The sequence below is a fragment of the Streptomyces argenteolus genome (assembly GCF_042902585.1).
GTDB lineage: Bacteria > Actinomycetota > Actinomycetes > Streptomycetales > Streptomycetaceae > Streptomyces > Streptomyces argenteolus.
Map to the genome: position 1 here is coordinate 161,720 of NZ_JBIBEG010000009.1, position 15,322 is coordinate 177,041.

Sequence of the window (15,322 nt, forward strand, 5' to 3'; positions counted from 1 at the left end):
GCCGGCACCGGCTCCTCACGTCCTGCGTGCTCTCGCCTGGGCGAGGTGTCGTCGACCGACGGCTCCGGCGGTTCCCTGGGACGTCACCGGCGCTCTGCGACGTGACCCTGGGCGCAGGTCGCGGTACACCTCGCCCTCATGGCCCAGGGCGCATGGCAGCAGAAATGGCGGGGCGAGCTGACCACCGGCGCGATCCTCCTGGGACGTGCGGCGCTCCCGCGGGAGCGGCCGGAGCTGCTCCCGCGCCTCGCGCAGGCCCCCGGGCTGTCGAGGACAGTCGTCGCCGCCGTCACGACCCGCACCGGCCTCTGCCTCCGTACGACGGCGGCGCTCCTTCGCCGTGCAGCAGGCGGCTCGTCGCGTGTCGGCGCCCGATTCGGCCGATGACGCGGTCCTGGTGCCCGGGTGGGCGGTCGGGGCCGCGGGGGCCTGGCGCGAGAGGCACCGCCGGGCGGCTGAGAGCCGAGCGGGCCCGGCACACGACGGCCACAGCTCGCCGGCTGCCGACCGCACTCAGGGGCCCCCACCCCCTTCGGGTCCGTACAACCGCGACGGCGCTCCCGAGCGGCGGAACGGGCGTGCCGGATGAATGATGAACAGGTGTTGTGGTGCGGGCACCGTCCGGACCCCTCGCCGGGCGGCCCCGGCCCGGCTCCGGCCACGGAGTGGAAGGCATGAGCGCATGACCCCCCAGACCGCGTCCACGGTGGAGGTCCAGGTGCCGCAGGCGTGGCAGCTGCCGACGGAGCCTGCTGACCTGGTGAGGCCGGCAGGCGCCGCCGTCTGCCCGACGAGGACGGGGGTCACACGGTGAAATCCTCGGACGGGCTTCTGGAGACCGCCCTCATGCGGGCGGTCTTCGACAGCCTGGGCGCGGGGGTGTTCGTCACCGACACCACCGGCCGGCTCACCGCGTGCAATCCCCGTTCCCAACAGCTCCTCGACCGCCCCCAGGAACAGATGCTCGGTCAGGACATGCACGATCTGCTGCACCGGGACCGGGACGGCAGCCCGGTCCCGCGCGGCGAGTGCGGCCTGATGGCGGTCCTGGAGAGCGGCCGGCCGGCCGAGGGCAGCGAGGAACTCTTCCTGAAGGGGGACGGCAGCCTGGTCCCGATCATCTGGGCGGCCACTCCGCTCCGGCACGAAGGACGGACGGAAGGCGCGGTCGTCGTCTTCCACGACTTCAGCCTGCACCGGGACGCCGCGGAGCAGACTGCGGCCTACCTCGCCGCTCTGGAGGGACTCACCGCCCGGCTGACCATGGTTGCCGAGGTCTCGACGGTCCTCATCTCCACCCTGGACACGACGGAGATGCTGGGCAGGCTGACCGGTCTGCTGGTACCGGACATGGGCGACTGGGCCGCGATCGACGCGTTCGTGCAGGGAGAGGCGAAGGGCCTGCGGCGCGTCGCGGTGCGTACGGCCGGGGACCGGCCCGAGGCCGAGACACTGACGGGGCCCCTGCCCGCCCTGGACGAGTCGAAGGGTTCGGCGGTGATGCAGGCCCTGCGCAAGGCGCGGCACGTGGTGCTGGACGCGGAAGCCCTGGCGGAGGAACCGGACAGCCCTCTAGGCCGCGCCCACCGGGAGTTGTTCGACCGGCTGGGCGGCAGCTGCGCGGTCGTGATGCCCCTGCACACCCGCCGCCAGGTGTTCGGCGCACTCACCGTGGCGCGGGTCGCCCCGGACTCCTCGTACACCGACGCCGAACTGTTCATGCTCACCGACATCGCGCGACGCGCCGGCCTCGTCATGGAGGCCGCCCAGCTGTTCGAACAGCAGCGGCACGTCGCGGAGACCATGCAACGTCAGCTCCTCACTCCCCTGCCGCAGGTCGACCACCTGAATCTGGCGGCCCGTTACCGGCCGGCCGAGAGCGCCGCGGAGATCGGCGGGGACTGGTACGACTCCTTCCTCCTCGGCGACGGCGTACTGACGATGGTCATCGGGGACGTCGTCGGCCACGATCTGAAGGCCGCCGCCCACATGGCAGAGGTCCGCAACATGCTGCGCGCCCTGGCCTGGGACCGGACGGAACCCCCCAGCCTGATCATGCGCCGGCTGGACGAGGCCATGACCCACACCAGCGACGCCCCCATGGCCACCTGCGTCTTCGCCCGCATCGAGGGCCCGGAGGGCGGACCCTGGCAGTTCCACTGGGTCAACGCCGGGCACCCTCCGCCCCTCCTGATCACCGCGGAGGGACAGGCCCGCTTCCTCGAAGGGGGACACGGCCCGCTCCTCGGCCTCAGCTCTGCCCTGCACCTCGGGCTGGGATGGCCCGACGCCCGCGCGGACCTGCCGCCCGAATCGACCCTCCTGCTCTACACCGACGGGCTCGTCGAGAGCCGCAACCGTGACATCGAAGCGGGCCTCGCCTCGCTGCGCCGGCACGCGGCCGCCCTCGCGGGCCTCGGCATCGAGGACTTCCTCGACGCGCTCATGCGGCGCATGGACCCCATGGGCGACGACGTGGCCCTGCTGGTCCTGCGCCTGCCGCCGGCGGGCCTCCCGGCAGACGACGTGGCACCGCCGCAGCACGCGCACAGCCCGGCCGCCGGCAATCGTGGCGCACCCGGCTCCCGCATCGAGGACACCCCGGTGCGGGACACCTCCGAACCGGCCTGACCGCCCGGCCGGCACCCCCGCCTGCGAGGATGCCGGGCTGCGGGCTGCGGGCTGCGGGCTCAGACTTCCGGGCTCGGGCTCCGCGCTCCAAGCGGCCGGGCGAGGACTGCGCCCCAGCCGAACCGTCCGTGCGGCTCCCGCCGGCTCCGTGGCGGGGTAGGGCGCCTCTCGTGCGCCGGGTCGGTGGGATCCCCCATGCCGACCGCCGGGCAGCCCTCCTCCCTGGGCAACCCTCGTACGGCCCGCAGGAATGCCCCGGCCGCCCCTGACCGCCGGGTCGCCGATCTCCCGCTCCTGAACGGTCCTCACATGGCCGCCCGACCGACCATGTTCCCCAGCGCGCGACCCACCGGCCGCCAGCCACAGCCTTCCCTGCGTGTCCCTCACATCCGTAACACGCGGGATACACGTGCCTGTTGAAGCTTTCTCGCGGTGATCATAGAATCGCTCGCCGTCGGCCCCGGTCCGCGTCCGCGACCGCAACCCCGCTGTGCGGACGCGGCGCCACCACCGTCGCGCCCTCTCACCACGGGCCGGGGTCCGCTGCTCGGCCTGCACCACTGCGAAACCCCGTATCCACCCAGCCGGGAGAAGCATGTGAGAGCACGTCGCACGGCCAGATGGGCTGCCTCGGCCCTGGTCACCACCATCGCGCTGACCGGCGCACTCGCCGCCCCAGCAGCCGCCTCAGGGCCCGCTGCCCCACCCACCCGCGCGGCGACGGTAGCCACCGCGACCGACCCCGTCGGCCACGAGGAGAACGACCGCGTTCCCGAGGGCTCCCTCTGGACGCAGCACTACTTCCCCTCGTCGGACCGCTCCGGCACCGAGCTGCACGCCGACGTGCTGCTCCCCGAAGGCCTCCCGAAGAGGGCGAAGGTCCCCGTCATCCTTTCGGTCGGCCCCTACTTCAGCCACTCCGGGCAGTCCGGCGTGGAGGGCTGGACCCACACCGGCCCCTCCGCCCGCTTCCAGGACTTCATCGAGGGCACCGACCTGTTCGACCAGGGGTACGCCTTCGTCATGGTGGACCTGCGCGGCTTCGGCGGCTCCACCGGGTGTCTCGACTGGGGCGGCCCCGGAGAGCAGGCCGATGTGCGGGCCGCGATCGACTGGGCCGCGAAACAGCCGTGGTCCACAGGCGCGGTGGGCCTCTACGGGAAGTCGTACGACGCCGTGACGGGCCTCATCGGCAACAACCTGGACCAGCGCGCCCTCAAGGCGGTCGTCGCCCAGGAACCCCTCTGGGACATGTACCCGTACATCTACTCCAACGGAGTGCCCCGCCCGAACGTCACGGGCACGGCGAACGCCTACAACTCCATCGCCACGCAGCCCCAGATGGCGGACGACGACGCACGCTACCTGGCCAACGCGCGTTACGAGCAGAGCCATCCGGAGTGCCTGACGGACAACGCCGCCGGATACCGGATCGCCGACCAGGACGACCCCTTCTGGACCTCCCGCGACCTGGCGAAGTCGGCCGAAGGCACGGACACCCCCCTCTTCGTGACCCAGGGCTTCATCGAGAACAACACGAAGCCCGAGGAGATGCAGGAATACCTCGACAACCACCAGGGCCCGGAGCGCGGTTGGGTCGGCCAGTGGGACCACGTACGCGGAGGTGACCGTACGAGCGACGGCAGGCTGGCCATGGGGCGGGAGGGGTGGTATGACGAGACCCTGTCCTTCTACGACCAGTACCTCAAGGGCGTCCGGCCGGCGGTCCGCTACCCGGCCTACTCCGTCGAGGACTCCACCGGCGCCTGGCGGGCGCAGAAGACCTGGCCGGTCGTCGAGCGCTCCGTCACCCTCCCGCTCGGCGGCGGCAGTTACGTCGACGACGGCGGTCTCTCGGCACCGGCTGCCACCGGCGTCCCGGCACCCAGGGAGAGGGAGCGACCTTCGGGCGGGTGGGACCTGGAGAACGCGCCCGCCACCGACCCGGTGGCTCCGAAGGGGCTGACCGGAGGGCTCGCGCGGCTCCAGGAGGCGGGGGCGGTCACATCGAGCTTCTTCGTGTGGTCGAAACCGGTCGAGCGCGCCGTGCGCGTGACCGGAACCCCGCAGATCTCCCTGACCGCCGAGGGGCGGGGCAACGTCATGCTCAAGCTGTACGACGTGGCCCCGGACGGCACCGCCGTCATGTTCGACGAGCAGGTGTCACTCCTGACCTCCGGGCGGCTCCGTGTCGATCTCAAAGCGACCGACTGGACGCTGGCGGCCGGCCATGTCCTGGCGGTGGAGATCGGCTCCATCCGGACCGGGTCGTGGCGTGACACGCCGTCCGGCGAGACCGTCCGGGTGAAGAACGGACTGCTCCGGCTGGCCCTGGACGACCCGGCCGACGACGTCGCGACCGGAGGTGCCCGCTCTCCGTACCTGGACACGTATCTGCGCCAGTACACGGTGGATCTGCCGGCCGGGCCCCCCACCTTCACCGTGGTCCCGCGCGGTCGCCTCTGATCCCGGCGCCGGCCACGGCCGCCTCCGGAATCCGGCTCACGACGGCCTCCCGGTCGGCCCACCTCGACGGTGTGCCGGCCGGGGGGCAGTTCCCTCCTCCGAGGTGGGGGCGCACCTACTTCCGGGTGCGCCCTGATGCTGGGGTGCCGTGGATGACGAACTGCGAGCCGGGTCCGATCACGCCTCGACCTCGACCTCGGCCGAGCCGGTGTCGTTCAGCGGACGCGGCGGCCCGCAGTGGCGGCGACCCCCAGGGCCCCCGTCAGCGGCTGTCCGGGCTCCAGTCCCGAAGGGCGGCCCGGAGGGCGAGGCGGCTGTCCCAGTCGGCGAAGAAGCGGATGCGCCGGTCCAGCACCAGCCCCAGTTCCTGCTGGGCGCGGGCACTGCGCGCGGTGCCCGCGGCAAGGGCCCTCCGGCGTTCGGCGGGGACACGGGCGATGTCCAGCAACCCCCACACCACGGCGGCGGATCCGAGGACCATGCCGAGCCACACCAGCGCACCGTCCAGGAGGAAGAGTGCGAGGACGAGAGCTGCGGCCCCGCCCGTCACGCCGCCGATCCGGCGCGGCTGACGGGGCCGTACGGCACCGGCCTCGGTCTCGGCACGGGTACGCAGCTCGGCGGTCAGCTCGTCCGCGAGGCCCCGCGCGTCGACGGGGACGGCGAGGGCGGCCGGCAGCTCGGCGCTCCATCCCTCGATCGCGACCGTGACCGTCCGGGGCCTCAACCGACTTGACCGCTGCGCCAGTTCCTCGGCCGTGGTGCGGATGTCGTCCAGCACCGTGCCGAGCACGAGCCGCCGCGCGTCGTCCCCGAGAGCGATCAGGCTCGGCCGGAAGACAGCGTGGTCGAGGAGGGTGGCGACGTCCATGACGTCCGCGTCCGCGTCGAGAAGCCGGTCATGCTCCCGCCGGGCGGCTTCCTCGTCGGCATCGTGCGCGATGTAGTGGTTCCACCGCCCCATCGCCGCGTGCATCGCGGCCTCGTCCGGGTCCATGTGGTCGATGAGGCGGTCGACGGCTGCCTCCGCGTAGGGGGTCCTGTGCCCCGTGGCCTCCGGTTCGGCGGCGCGAGGCGGAAACTCCTTGCGCAGGTGCGCCAGGGTGGCCTGGGTGACGTCGGCGAGTTGCAGTCCTCGCCGGAGTTCGGACCACTGGGCGCACGCCCGGTCGAAGGGGGCGTACGCGTCGCCCGGAGGCGTCGGAAGGCCCTCCAGTCGCGCTCGCCACCGTCCTCCGCCTGCTCCCGACGCGGCGTGGAGGCCCGCCGCGTCGGCGGCCCAGCGTTCCAGGGCCGCGCGGACGTGGGTGCGAGCCCGCTCGCCCAGCTCCATGGCCGCCGTGGCGTCGAGCACGGCGAGGAAGTCCCCGCCGAGTCGGTCCGGGTCGGCCTCCCGGAGGTACTCGTCCATCCGGTCGCCGGCCCGTGCGTGATCACCCGACTTCGCTGCGACGAGGGCGAGGAAGAGAGGTGTCCTGCCGGGTGCCAGCTCCTGTGCCTGCCGTGCGGCCACGCGTTCGAACTCGTCGTTCCCCGCCAGACGCGCGGAGACCGCGATCATGGCGTGGGCGAGCCAGAAGCCGGGATCCTGGAGCAGGTGTTCGCGCACGGACCGGTCGATGTCAGCGGTGTCGATCGAGCCCTGCCGAACCGACTCAGGGGTGACGCGCCGGACCAGCCGACGGGCCAGGTCGCGTATCCGGCGGCGCCCGCCGAAGGTTTCACGCCACTCCTCGGTGACCCGGCTGAGCTCGAAGCGCGCCGTGAGGACCGCCTGGTCGCGCGCGTACTGCTCGAGGAGGCCGGCGACGTCGCCGGTCACCCGATCGAGGTCGGAGCGCACCTCGTCGAGGCGGCTCTCCAGCGAGTCCGTCCGCGCACCCACGGAACGGACCGTTCCCGAGAGGGAAGCCGTCCGCGCGTCGAGCTCCCCGTGCTTCCGCGACAACTCGGTGAACCGCTGGGTCAGGGCTTCCAATTGGGTAGCGCGGTCCCGCACGGTCTCGTGGATCTTGTCGATCTCCTCAACCGGATCCCGTTGAGATTCCTTACGCGGCTGCCCGTTCACGGTGCTCCCCCTTCACCCTGCCTGCACGTACCTTCGGCCCGAGCACCGGTTCCGCACAAGAGCGCGTGGGGTCGCCGGGGGCGCGCCCCGGCCCTCCGTCGCGCTCATCGCGTTTTGGCAGGATTCGGTCACCGCACAACTCCGCGATGGCTATGCTCACGGCGACTCACGCACTTACACACACGGGGACGGTGGGGTATGAGGTTTCGCATTCCGGCGGACGGCGACGAGGAGTCGCTCCTCGACCTCCAGGACTGGCTGGCGGCCGACCCCGGCACCGCTCGGGTGCGGGTCGCACCCGTCGGCGGTGGCGGCGGCCCCACCATGAACGTACTCGAAGCCGTGGATGTGATCCTCGGCAACGGGGTGGACCTCGCGAACTTCGCTCTCGCCTACGCGACCTGGCGCTCCGTGAAGCAGGATGAGTCCCCGGCGCGTGCCGACGGCGAGGGGCCGGGCGGCCGGCGCCTCGTCCACGGTGACGTCAGCGTCGACATCGGTCATCTCTCGTCCGAGGAACTGGCCGATCTGCTGCGCCGCCTGCACGACACTCCCGCCACGGGATCCGACGGATGACCTCCGCTCCCGGCCGGTCCAGAGCGGTCCTGTTCGGAGTCCACGCCTTCGGCCAGCTGACGCAGCTCAGCGGTGTCCAGCACAACATTCCCGCGCTGCGGTCGCTCCTCACCAGCGACGACGTCGGTGGCCTCGCGGAGCAGGACTGCACGGTCGTACCGCCCGACGGCACGCAGCAGCAGCTGCTCGACACCTTGCACGACGCGGCCGAGGAGGCCACGGATCTCCTACTGTTCTACTACGCGGGACACGGGCACTTCGGCGGCGGCGACCGCTCGTTCTTCCTCGCCACCCAGAACTCCAGTGGCCGGCGGCCGTACCACTCGGTCAAGTACAGCGACATCCGTGACCTCGTGGCGGGGTCGCGGGCACAGCGGAAAGTGGTCGTCATCGACTGCTGCTTCAGTGGCCGGGCCCTGCCGATGTCGGACGAACAGACCCCGACGCAACTGGACATGGAGATCACGGGCGCCTGCGTCCTGACCTCCGCCGCAGACACGGAGCGCTCCCTCTGCCTGCCCGAGGGAAGCGTCTTCACCCTCGAGCTGACCGCTCTGCTGAGCGACGGCCTCCGGGGCGAGCTGACGGGCGGGCGTCAGGGTGAGCACCTCCCCGACCTCACCATGACCGATGTCTTCAACGCCCTGAACACAAGGCTGCACGGGCGGTCGGTGGAGGGCATCCGGGTCCCCCAGCCCAGGATGAGCACCCGCGACCTCGGCCATCAGATCGTGCTCGCCCGCAACCGCGCGTACGCCGGCCCCCCGGAGGGCGGCTCCGGCTATGGCACCGAGGACCAGGCAGAGGACCACGAATGGGTGACCGCTGCACGCGACCACCCGCTGTGGAATTACGTGGCCGACAAGCGTGGGCTGTCCCTGCTGCGGGACACGGCCACCGCCCTCGCCGCACGGGCCGCCGCCGCGACGACGCGGGACGGTGCGGCCTGTTCCGGTGACCCCTGGAACTCCCTGTCGTACGCCGACCGGGTGGCCGAGTGGACCGACAGCCTGCTCCTCGACAGCAGCGCACGCCCGGAGGAGCTCGAACTCTCCGCCGCCGAGGTTTTCCTCCTTGTCACCCACCCCTATCTGCATGCCGCCTTCTGGATGTACAACGCGAGCCGTTACAGCGCTATCGCTCCGACCGACCTCACCGATGTGGAGAGCACGTCCCCGGGTCGGAGGAGTTACGAGGCCTTCCTGCGGGGGCAGCCCCGGTTGATGCGCCGCGCCCTGCGGAACAGCGACGGCGCCTCCTCCGACGCCATCGGCTGGTGGCTCTTCCACCGCTGGCTGGTACGGCAGGTCCGGCTCTATGAGCCCGCCTCGGTCGAGACCCTGCTGGACCACCTCGCGGTCCCGCTGGGAAAGCGGTCGCCGAGGGAGAAGCGGCTCGTCGAGGACGTACTGGAACCGCGGTTGCTGGCCCAGCTCCTGCGCGCACCCCAGCTCCCCGGCAGGCCCGAGGAGGCCGCCGTCGGCCCCCGCAGTGTGGGCGTGGCGGAGACCGCGCAGCGGGTCCGCGTCCACCAGCTCGCCGAACTGCTGCGTATCGCACATCTCTTCGCCATCGACCCGATCACCCTGTCCGACGTGGTCGTCGACCACATCGGCATCGGATACGCCGTAGATCTCCCAGGCCTGCACGACACGCTGGCCGATGTCCGCTGGGAGTCGAGCGGGCGGACCAGGGTCCTCACCGCCACCTGCGGCCACCTCGCGGTCGACCTCGGGCTGCGCCAGCACGCGGCGGCGCTCGACACTCTGCTGGCCAGCATCGACATCAGCACAGGGGACGAGCAGCGGCCGGCGCTGCTGCGCAATCTGCCGTTGCACGTCACCGCCGAGCGTGTGACGCCCGCTGTCGAGGAGAGCGGGCGACTGGCGTATGAGTCCACCGAACTGCGTTTCCGTCTCGCGGACGACCGCATCCAGGAACTGCTGATGGGCGAGGAGCTGTACGGAGACCCCGCCCTCGCGATACGTGAGTTGTACCAGAATGCCCTGGACGCCTGCCGGTACCGAGATGCGCGCACCCGCTACCTGCGTGCCACCGGCTCGCAGGTGGCCCTGTACAAAGGCCACATCACCTTCAGCCAGGGAGTCGACAAGGCGGGCCCCTACCTGGAATGCCGTGACAACGGCATCGGTATGGGGGAGGTCGAGCTCCGTGACGTGTTCTCGCACGCCGGTATGCGGTTCGCGGACCTGCCGGAGTACATCGAGGAGCGGGCACGATGGCAGGACCACGACATCGTCATGCATCCCAACAGCCAGTTCGGCGTGGGGGTCCTGAGCTACTTCATGCTGGCGGACGACATCACCGTCACGACCTGCCGTCTCACACCGGACGGGCTGCCGGGCGAACACCTCAGGGTCGAGATCGCCGGACCGGGCTCCCTCTTCAGGATCCAACGCCTGGAGCGCTGCACCGAGGCCTACACCAGTGTCCGGCTCAGGCTCCGGTCGCAGGAGGTCGGCTCCTGCGTCGACGTGTTGCGTCGCATCCTGTGGGTGTCCGAATTCGACGTGACGGCTGCGGACGCCCAGGGGCGGACGCTGACCTGGGAGGCGAACCGTCTCGGCGAGGAGGCCCCGCTCGGTTCGGACGATCCCCACTCCCCGCACAGCGTGCGGGAGGAAGAAGTGGTCACGCTCGCCGGTACGAACCTCGCCGTCTGGTGGTGCAACACCGGCGGCGCGGTGCTCGCCGACGGTCTGTGGGCCGGCGAGCACCGATTCGGAGCGGTGGTGAACCTGTCGGGCGCCCATACCCCGCGTCTGACGGTGGACCGGCGCAGGATCATCGACCCCGACACGGTCGAGATCGAACGGCTCATACGCCAGGAGATCCCCACCCTGCTCGCGGCGAAGGACGCCGTGTTCCAGCACGCGTGGCTCGCTCGGGTGCTCCAAGAGAGCGCTGCGATCGCTGACGAGATCTTCGCCGAAGCAGTGGGCATGGGTTTCGCGCCCTGGCGGCTCGCGGGTCGAGAGATCGACATCACCAAATCTGGGTACTTCGCGGAGGACGAACTCCTGGACCACTCTTCCGAAGCCGGGGACCCCTGGTCGCCCGCTCTGGACAACCCGAGCGTGGGCGATTTCAGGGAAGAAGCTCTTACGGACGCCGGCTACTTCCCAGGGTTCGCCGCGGCACCATCCTCGTCGAAGGTGCTTCCCATACCCTCCGACATTTACCTCCTCATGCCCGAATGGGCGGGCAGGGGGCAACTGTCCTGGGCGGGATCGGTCTTCTCCCACACCTCGACGATCAGCATCGGACTCATCGCCCAGGCTGCCCGCAGGACAGGGCGCTCTCCTGAGGACGTCGCCTTCCGGCTGAAGGATCTTGGCCTGCCCGCACCCGCCACCCCTCTCCCCGAGGTCGAGGACGGCGATCTTCGCATCATCAGCGAGGCCTTCGGGGGCGGTTCAGCCCCCTGGATCGACTCAGCTATGCCTGTCGACCCGGTGCGTATCATCCAAACGGCCCGGCGGACCGGTCACAGCCCTGCCGACGTCACAAGACGCTTGACCGAGCTCGGCTACCGCACGCTCGTCGATCCCATGCCGGTGGAGGATGACGAGGACCTGGTGCTCCTCAGCCGCGATCTGGATGCCGCGGCCCCCTGGCTCAGCCCGGAGAGCACGGTCAGCGTTGCTCACATCGCCCAGGCGGTCACCAAGACGAAGCGGTCCCCCGAGCAGGTAAGCGCTCGGCTGGCCGAACTCGGGTTTCGGGTTCCCGTCGCGGCAATGCCGTCACTGACACCTGAAGATTTCCGCCTTCTAAGTGAGAACCACAACGGGGAGGCTCCGTGGCTGAGTCCGGACAGGACCGTCAGCCCGGCCCACATCATCCAGACCGCTGCTCAGATGGGCTGGTCCACGGATCACCTCGCCGGTCACCTGTCCGAACTCGGTCTACGCACACCCAGCACTCCGGTACCCCAGGACGAAGCGAATGACCTACGCATTATCAGTGTCAACTGCAACGGACGATCACCCTGGCTGAACATCGACGCAGCGGTATCTCCCAGCCACATCGCCATGGCCTCATCAATCACCGGATGTACGCCCGAACAGATCGCCTCCCGGTTGACCAGGTTCGGCTACGTTCTTCCAAACACTCGCCTGCCACCCCTCGAACCGAGCGACCTGCACATCCTCAGCCGCGATCTCGACGCTGTGGCCCCCTGGCTCGACCACCGCGAGCCGGTTCCGCTGTTTCACATCTCACTGGCCGCCCATACCCTGAAGCTGACTCCTCACACAGTCGCCACACGGCTGCTCGAGCTCGGCTTCAGGCTGCGGGACTTCGTCACCCTGAGCCCCCAGTCCCCCGCCCTCCCACCGTCGATTACGTAGCGGCCGGACCGACAGGGCCAGGCCGCGCCACTCCCCTCAGAGCCTCCCCGCCACCCGGAGCGCACCGTCGGTGGCCAGGCCCAGACGGGCGGCCAGGGCCAAGGCGTCCTCGTAGGTGACGTCCGCGCCGGCCAGGCGGGCCGCGGCGAGTACGGGCGGAACCTTGCCGTGGTCGAGCAGGGCTGCCCACTGCTGCCGGTCGAGCGCGAGGTAGCGCAGGCCCGGGAGGTTCACGAGGACGGTCAGGTCGACGGCCTCACAGCCCGAGAGGTCGAGACCGCGCAGGTTGGGGACGGTGAGGAGCGGTGAGAGGTCGGTCGGGGCGGTGGTGTCGAGCGCGAGTGACGACAGGTGGGGGTGGGCCTCCAGGGGCGTGAGGTCGCCCCCGTCGAGGGCGATGCGCAGCGACTCGACGGGCAGCTCTCGCACGGGCGCAAGATCGGCTGCCACGGAGCGGTTGAGATGCAGACGGCGCAGGCGGGGTGCGGCGGTGAGCGGAGCCAGGTCGACGGGGCCGGTGGCGTTGTTGATGTGGATGGCCTGGAGGCTGGGCGGGACCTCGGCGGGTATCTGGCCGATGATCTGCACCTCGCCGGGATCCTCGTCTTCCCGGCTCAGGGAGATGTGGCCGTCGTACACCTCGTAGCTGCCCTGCTCCAGCAGTTCCACGTGCCGCTGGAGCAGGGAGGTGAGGGAGTCGGCGACGTACACGGGGCCCTCGTCGTAGTCACGGCCGGTGGCGATGACCTGCCCGGGGCGCCCGTCGCGGGCGGGAGCCATGTCGACGGCGAGGTAGTTGCCGTCCTCGGAGGTGGCGAAGCGGATCCAGCCGGGATGGCCTCCACAGCGGCGAACGGTGTCGGGCGGGGTGCCGTCGAAGACCACCGCGTCCCATTCGAGGTCCCATCCGTACCAGGGGCGGGTGCCCCACTCCTGCTCCTCGGTGTACTCGGCGACCAGGCTCTCCAAGGACAGCCAGGCGTTGTTCTCGATCAGCAGGCGGTGCCGGTAGCCGATGCCGTCCCCGTCCGCCGACAGGTACAGCGCGCGCAGGTCGGCGGGGAGCGGGTGGCCGATGCGGCGCTCGGCGTCGTCGAGTTGGGCGGCGGTGACGGGCGGGGGGAGCTCCTCCTGGTGCCCGAGGACGGCGGCGCGCCGCTCCAGGTACGTGCGGAACGTCGCCGTGGCCAGGTCCGGATCTCCGGCCGGGGCCGCCGTGCCCGCCTCCTGACGCATGCCGGCCTGGGGCAGCCGGTAGGAGGGGTCCAGTTCGATCTGGTAGCCGCCTGCTGGTTCGAGGATGCGGCCGATCTCCTCCGTGAAGGTGACGAGGGTGTAGGCGCCGGTGTTCCGGCAGTCCATCTCCCATCTGATCCGCTCCCAGCCCCGCTCGGCGTGTACGGCCTCGGCCAGTTGCTCCAGCAGCGGGTGCAGCTCGGGAAAGTCCGGGGAGCCGTGTCCGCCGGAGACCGTGTAACCGCCCGTCATCCCGCTGCCACCGTCGCCCGCGTGGCCCGAGAGCAGTGCCCTGGTCCAGCCGCCCGGCGCGAACCTCACGATCTCCTCGGCCATACGGCGGGCAGCCTGCTCAACCATGTCCTGGTACTCCCTCTGTGTGACGAGGGGGCCATCCTGGCAGCAGCCACTGACACCGGCACCAACACCCCTGCTCCTCCAAGGGCCTGGGGCCGGCGTCAGTAGAACTGGGTGATGCAGAACTCGTTCCCCTCAGGATCGGCCATCACCAGGACCACGCCCTCGTCGTACTCGTGGCGCTCACCGGTGAACCGGCCGCCGAGGGCGACGACCTGGGCCGTGCCCTGCTCGGCGTCGTCGACCACGACGTCCAGGTGCAGCCGCGCCTTGCCCCGCTTCGGTTCGGGGACGGGCTGGAAGACCAGGCGTGGCTGCGGGTCCCCGATCTCGCCGAGATAGACCCAGCCCGGCATGGACGGACCCTGCGGCCGGTCCAGAAGCGCACTCCAGAAACGCGAGACGCGCTCCACGTCGACGCAGTCGACCGTCACTCCGGCCCAGCGGTTCGCCACGATTCCGCACTCCTTGCCGTGTCTACGGCGGTCGGTCGAACGCCGTACCCCCTCCGTGCGCCCGGCCGTCCCGGACCGCACCGCCCCCGAAACTACTCACGGATCCGAGGACCGCGCTACCCCGGCAGCGAACAATGAGTTAGGTTAGGCAAACCTAAGTTACAACCATGAGGTCTGTTCACCCCCGCCCCTGGAGAACGTGGATGCGTCCTTTCAACTCCCGTGTCACGCAGCCGACCCCCGCCGAACGCGTGCTGTCCGTCCTGATGGCGGCCCACTCCATGACGGTCGTCAGCGACGGGCTCGATCCGATCGAGATCCACCGCCTCGACGGCACCGGCGCGATGGGCCACATCCACCTGCACGAACCCTCCGAGGCAGGCCCCGACCGGACCGGTCCGCGCATCCCCGTCCGGTTGGAGTTCACCGACATCGCCCCCACTCCCGTGCGGGACCGCATGCGCGCCCGTGTCACCGTGACCGGGCTGCTCTCGGCCCCGTACAGCACCGAGACCGCGGACAGCACCTGCATGGAGTTCGGCCAGGCCGTCCTGGAGGACCACCAGGGGCGGACCTTCGTCACGCTGGACGCTCTGCAGGAGACCGAGCCCGACCCGATCGCCACCGTGGAGGCGGGCATGCTGACCCACCTCGTGGACGAGCACGGAGAGCTCGTCCCCCTGCTCCTGCGCCTCGTGCAGCCGCAGCCGGAGAAGGGCGTCGTGCGCGTACTGCCGCTGGCCATGGACCGTTACGGCGTGACACTGCGCCTGGAGTACCCCGGCACCCACCGCGACGCGCGCCTGCCGTTCGCGAAGGCCGTGTCCCGGATCGACCAGGCCGGACCCCAGATCCATGCCCTGCTGGCCGCCGCCCGCCGCGCCTCCCGCCGCAACCACCTGCTGGCCTGACCCGGCGCCCCGGGAAGCGGCCGTGCCCGGGGCGCCGGGTCAAGGTCACCCCACGCGAGGACACCCACTGCCGACCGGGGCTGCGCGCGGGCGGTCGTCCGCTCTGCGCCCACGATTGACCCGATCTCCCGGCGGTCCACGCGACGCGGGGGCACCGCCTGCCCGGCTCGATTCGGCCGTAGCCGCCGCCCGTACGCCTTGCTGACTTCCCGGTCCCCGAGGCAGCAGGACGTCCGCGCTGGCTCAGCC

The 15,322-nt window shown here is 70.9% G+C and carries 9 protein-coding genes; 6 read left to right on the forward strand and 3 right to left on the reverse strand.

Features of this window, described 5'->3' with window-relative positions; translation table 11 throughout:
- The first annotated feature begins 138 nt into the window (after positions 1-138).
- The 3 genes from ACFY8O_RS27805 (at position 139) to ACFY8O_RS27815 (ending at position 5,097) form a co-directional block, all read left to right on the forward strand.
- Positions 139-387: a hypothetical protein gene (locus ACFY8O_RS27805; protein WP_387906997.1), complete on the forward strand. Its 249-nt coding sequence runs from the start codon at positions 139-141 to the stop codon at positions 385-387.
- Positions 388-810: 423 nt separating this feature from the next.
- Positions 811-2,631 (forward strand): SpoIIE family protein phosphatase, encoded by a 1,821-nt coding sequence (locus ACFY8O_RS27810; RefSeq protein WP_387906999.1) that lies wholly within the window; start codon positions 811-813, stop codon positions 2,629-2,631.
- Between the two features lie 597 nt (positions 2,632-3,228).
- Positions 3,229-5,097, forward strand: a complete 1,869-nt coding sequence (locus tag ACFY8O_RS27815) for a CocE/NonD family hydrolase (protein ID WP_387907002.1) — start codon at positions 3,229-3,231, stop codon at positions 5,095-5,097.
- A 262-nt stretch (positions 5,098-5,359) separates the two neighbouring features.
- Here the strand turns inward: ACFY8O_RS27815 and ACFY8O_RS27820 are convergent, their stop codons facing one another.
- The gene (locus tag ACFY8O_RS27820) at positions 5,360-7,165 is read right to left on the reverse strand and encodes a hypothetical protein (protein WP_387907004.1); all 1,806 of its coding nucleotides are present in this window, start codon (positions 7,163-7,165) and stop codon (positions 5,360-5,362) included.
- Between the two features lie 198 nt (positions 7,166-7,363).
- Here ACFY8O_RS27820 and ACFY8O_RS27825 point away from each other — a divergent pair, with 198 nt between their 5' ends.
- Complete coding sequence (locus ACFY8O_RS27825) at positions 7,364-7,741, forward strand: effector-associated constant component EACC1 (RefSeq protein ID WP_387907006.1); 378 nt, start codon at positions 7,364-7,366, stop codon at positions 7,739-7,741.
- Positions 7,738-12,114, forward strand: a complete 4,377-nt coding sequence (locus ACFY8O_RS27830; protein ID WP_387907008.1) for a caspase, EACC1-associated type — start codon at positions 7,738-7,740, stop codon at positions 12,112-12,114. The genes ACFY8O_RS27825 and ACFY8O_RS27830 overlap by 4 nt, the downstream gene beginning before the upstream one ends.
- Before the next feature lie 36 nt (positions 12,115-12,150).
- Here ACFY8O_RS27830 and ACFY8O_RS27835 read toward each other — a convergent pair whose 3' ends face one another.
- Positions 12,151-13,710, reverse strand: coding sequence for an SMI1/KNR4 family protein (locus tag ACFY8O_RS27835; protein WP_387907011.1), 1,560 nt, complete (start codon positions 13,708-13,710; stop codon positions 12,151-12,153).
- A gap of 98 nt (positions 13,711-13,808) precedes the next feature.
- Positions 13,809-14,162: a VOC family protein gene (locus ACFY8O_RS27840; protein ID WP_145810276.1), complete on the reverse strand. Its 354-nt coding sequence runs from the start codon at positions 14,160-14,162 to the stop codon at positions 13,809-13,811.
- Between the two features lie 203 nt (positions 14,163-14,365).
- Between ACFY8O_RS27840 and ACFY8O_RS27845 the strand changes: the two genes are divergently transcribed.
- A complete protein-coding gene (locus ACFY8O_RS27845) occupies positions 14,366-15,073 on the forward strand; it encodes a DUF2470 domain-containing protein (RefSeq protein ID WP_387907015.1) in 708 nt (235 codons plus the stop codon).
- Positions 15,074-15,322: the final 249 nt, after the last annotated feature.

What these genes read in the sequence shown, in the direction of transcription:
- ACFY8O_RS27845 (WP_387907015.1), top strand. Translation starts at nt 14,366, where the DNA reads ATGCGTCCTTTCAACTCCCGTGTCACGCAGCCGACCCCCGCCGAACGC.
- ACFY8O_RS27830 (WP_387907008.1), top strand. Translation starts at nt 7,738, where the DNA reads ATGACCTCCGCTCCCGGCCGGTCCAGAGCGGTCCTGTTCGGAGTCCAC.
- ACFY8O_RS27835 (WP_387907011.1), bottom strand. Translation starts at nt 13,710, where the DNA reads ATGGTTGAGCAGGCTGCCCGCCGTATGGCCGAGGAGATCGTGAGGTTC.
- ACFY8O_RS27805 (WP_387906997.1), top strand. Translation starts at nt 139, where the DNA reads ATGGCCCAGGGCGCATGGCAGCAGAAATGGCGGGGCGAGCTGACCACC.
- ACFY8O_RS27825 (WP_387907006.1), top strand. Translation starts at nt 7,364, where the DNA reads ATGAGGTTTCGCATTCCGGCGGACGGCGACGAGGAGTCGCTCCTCGAC.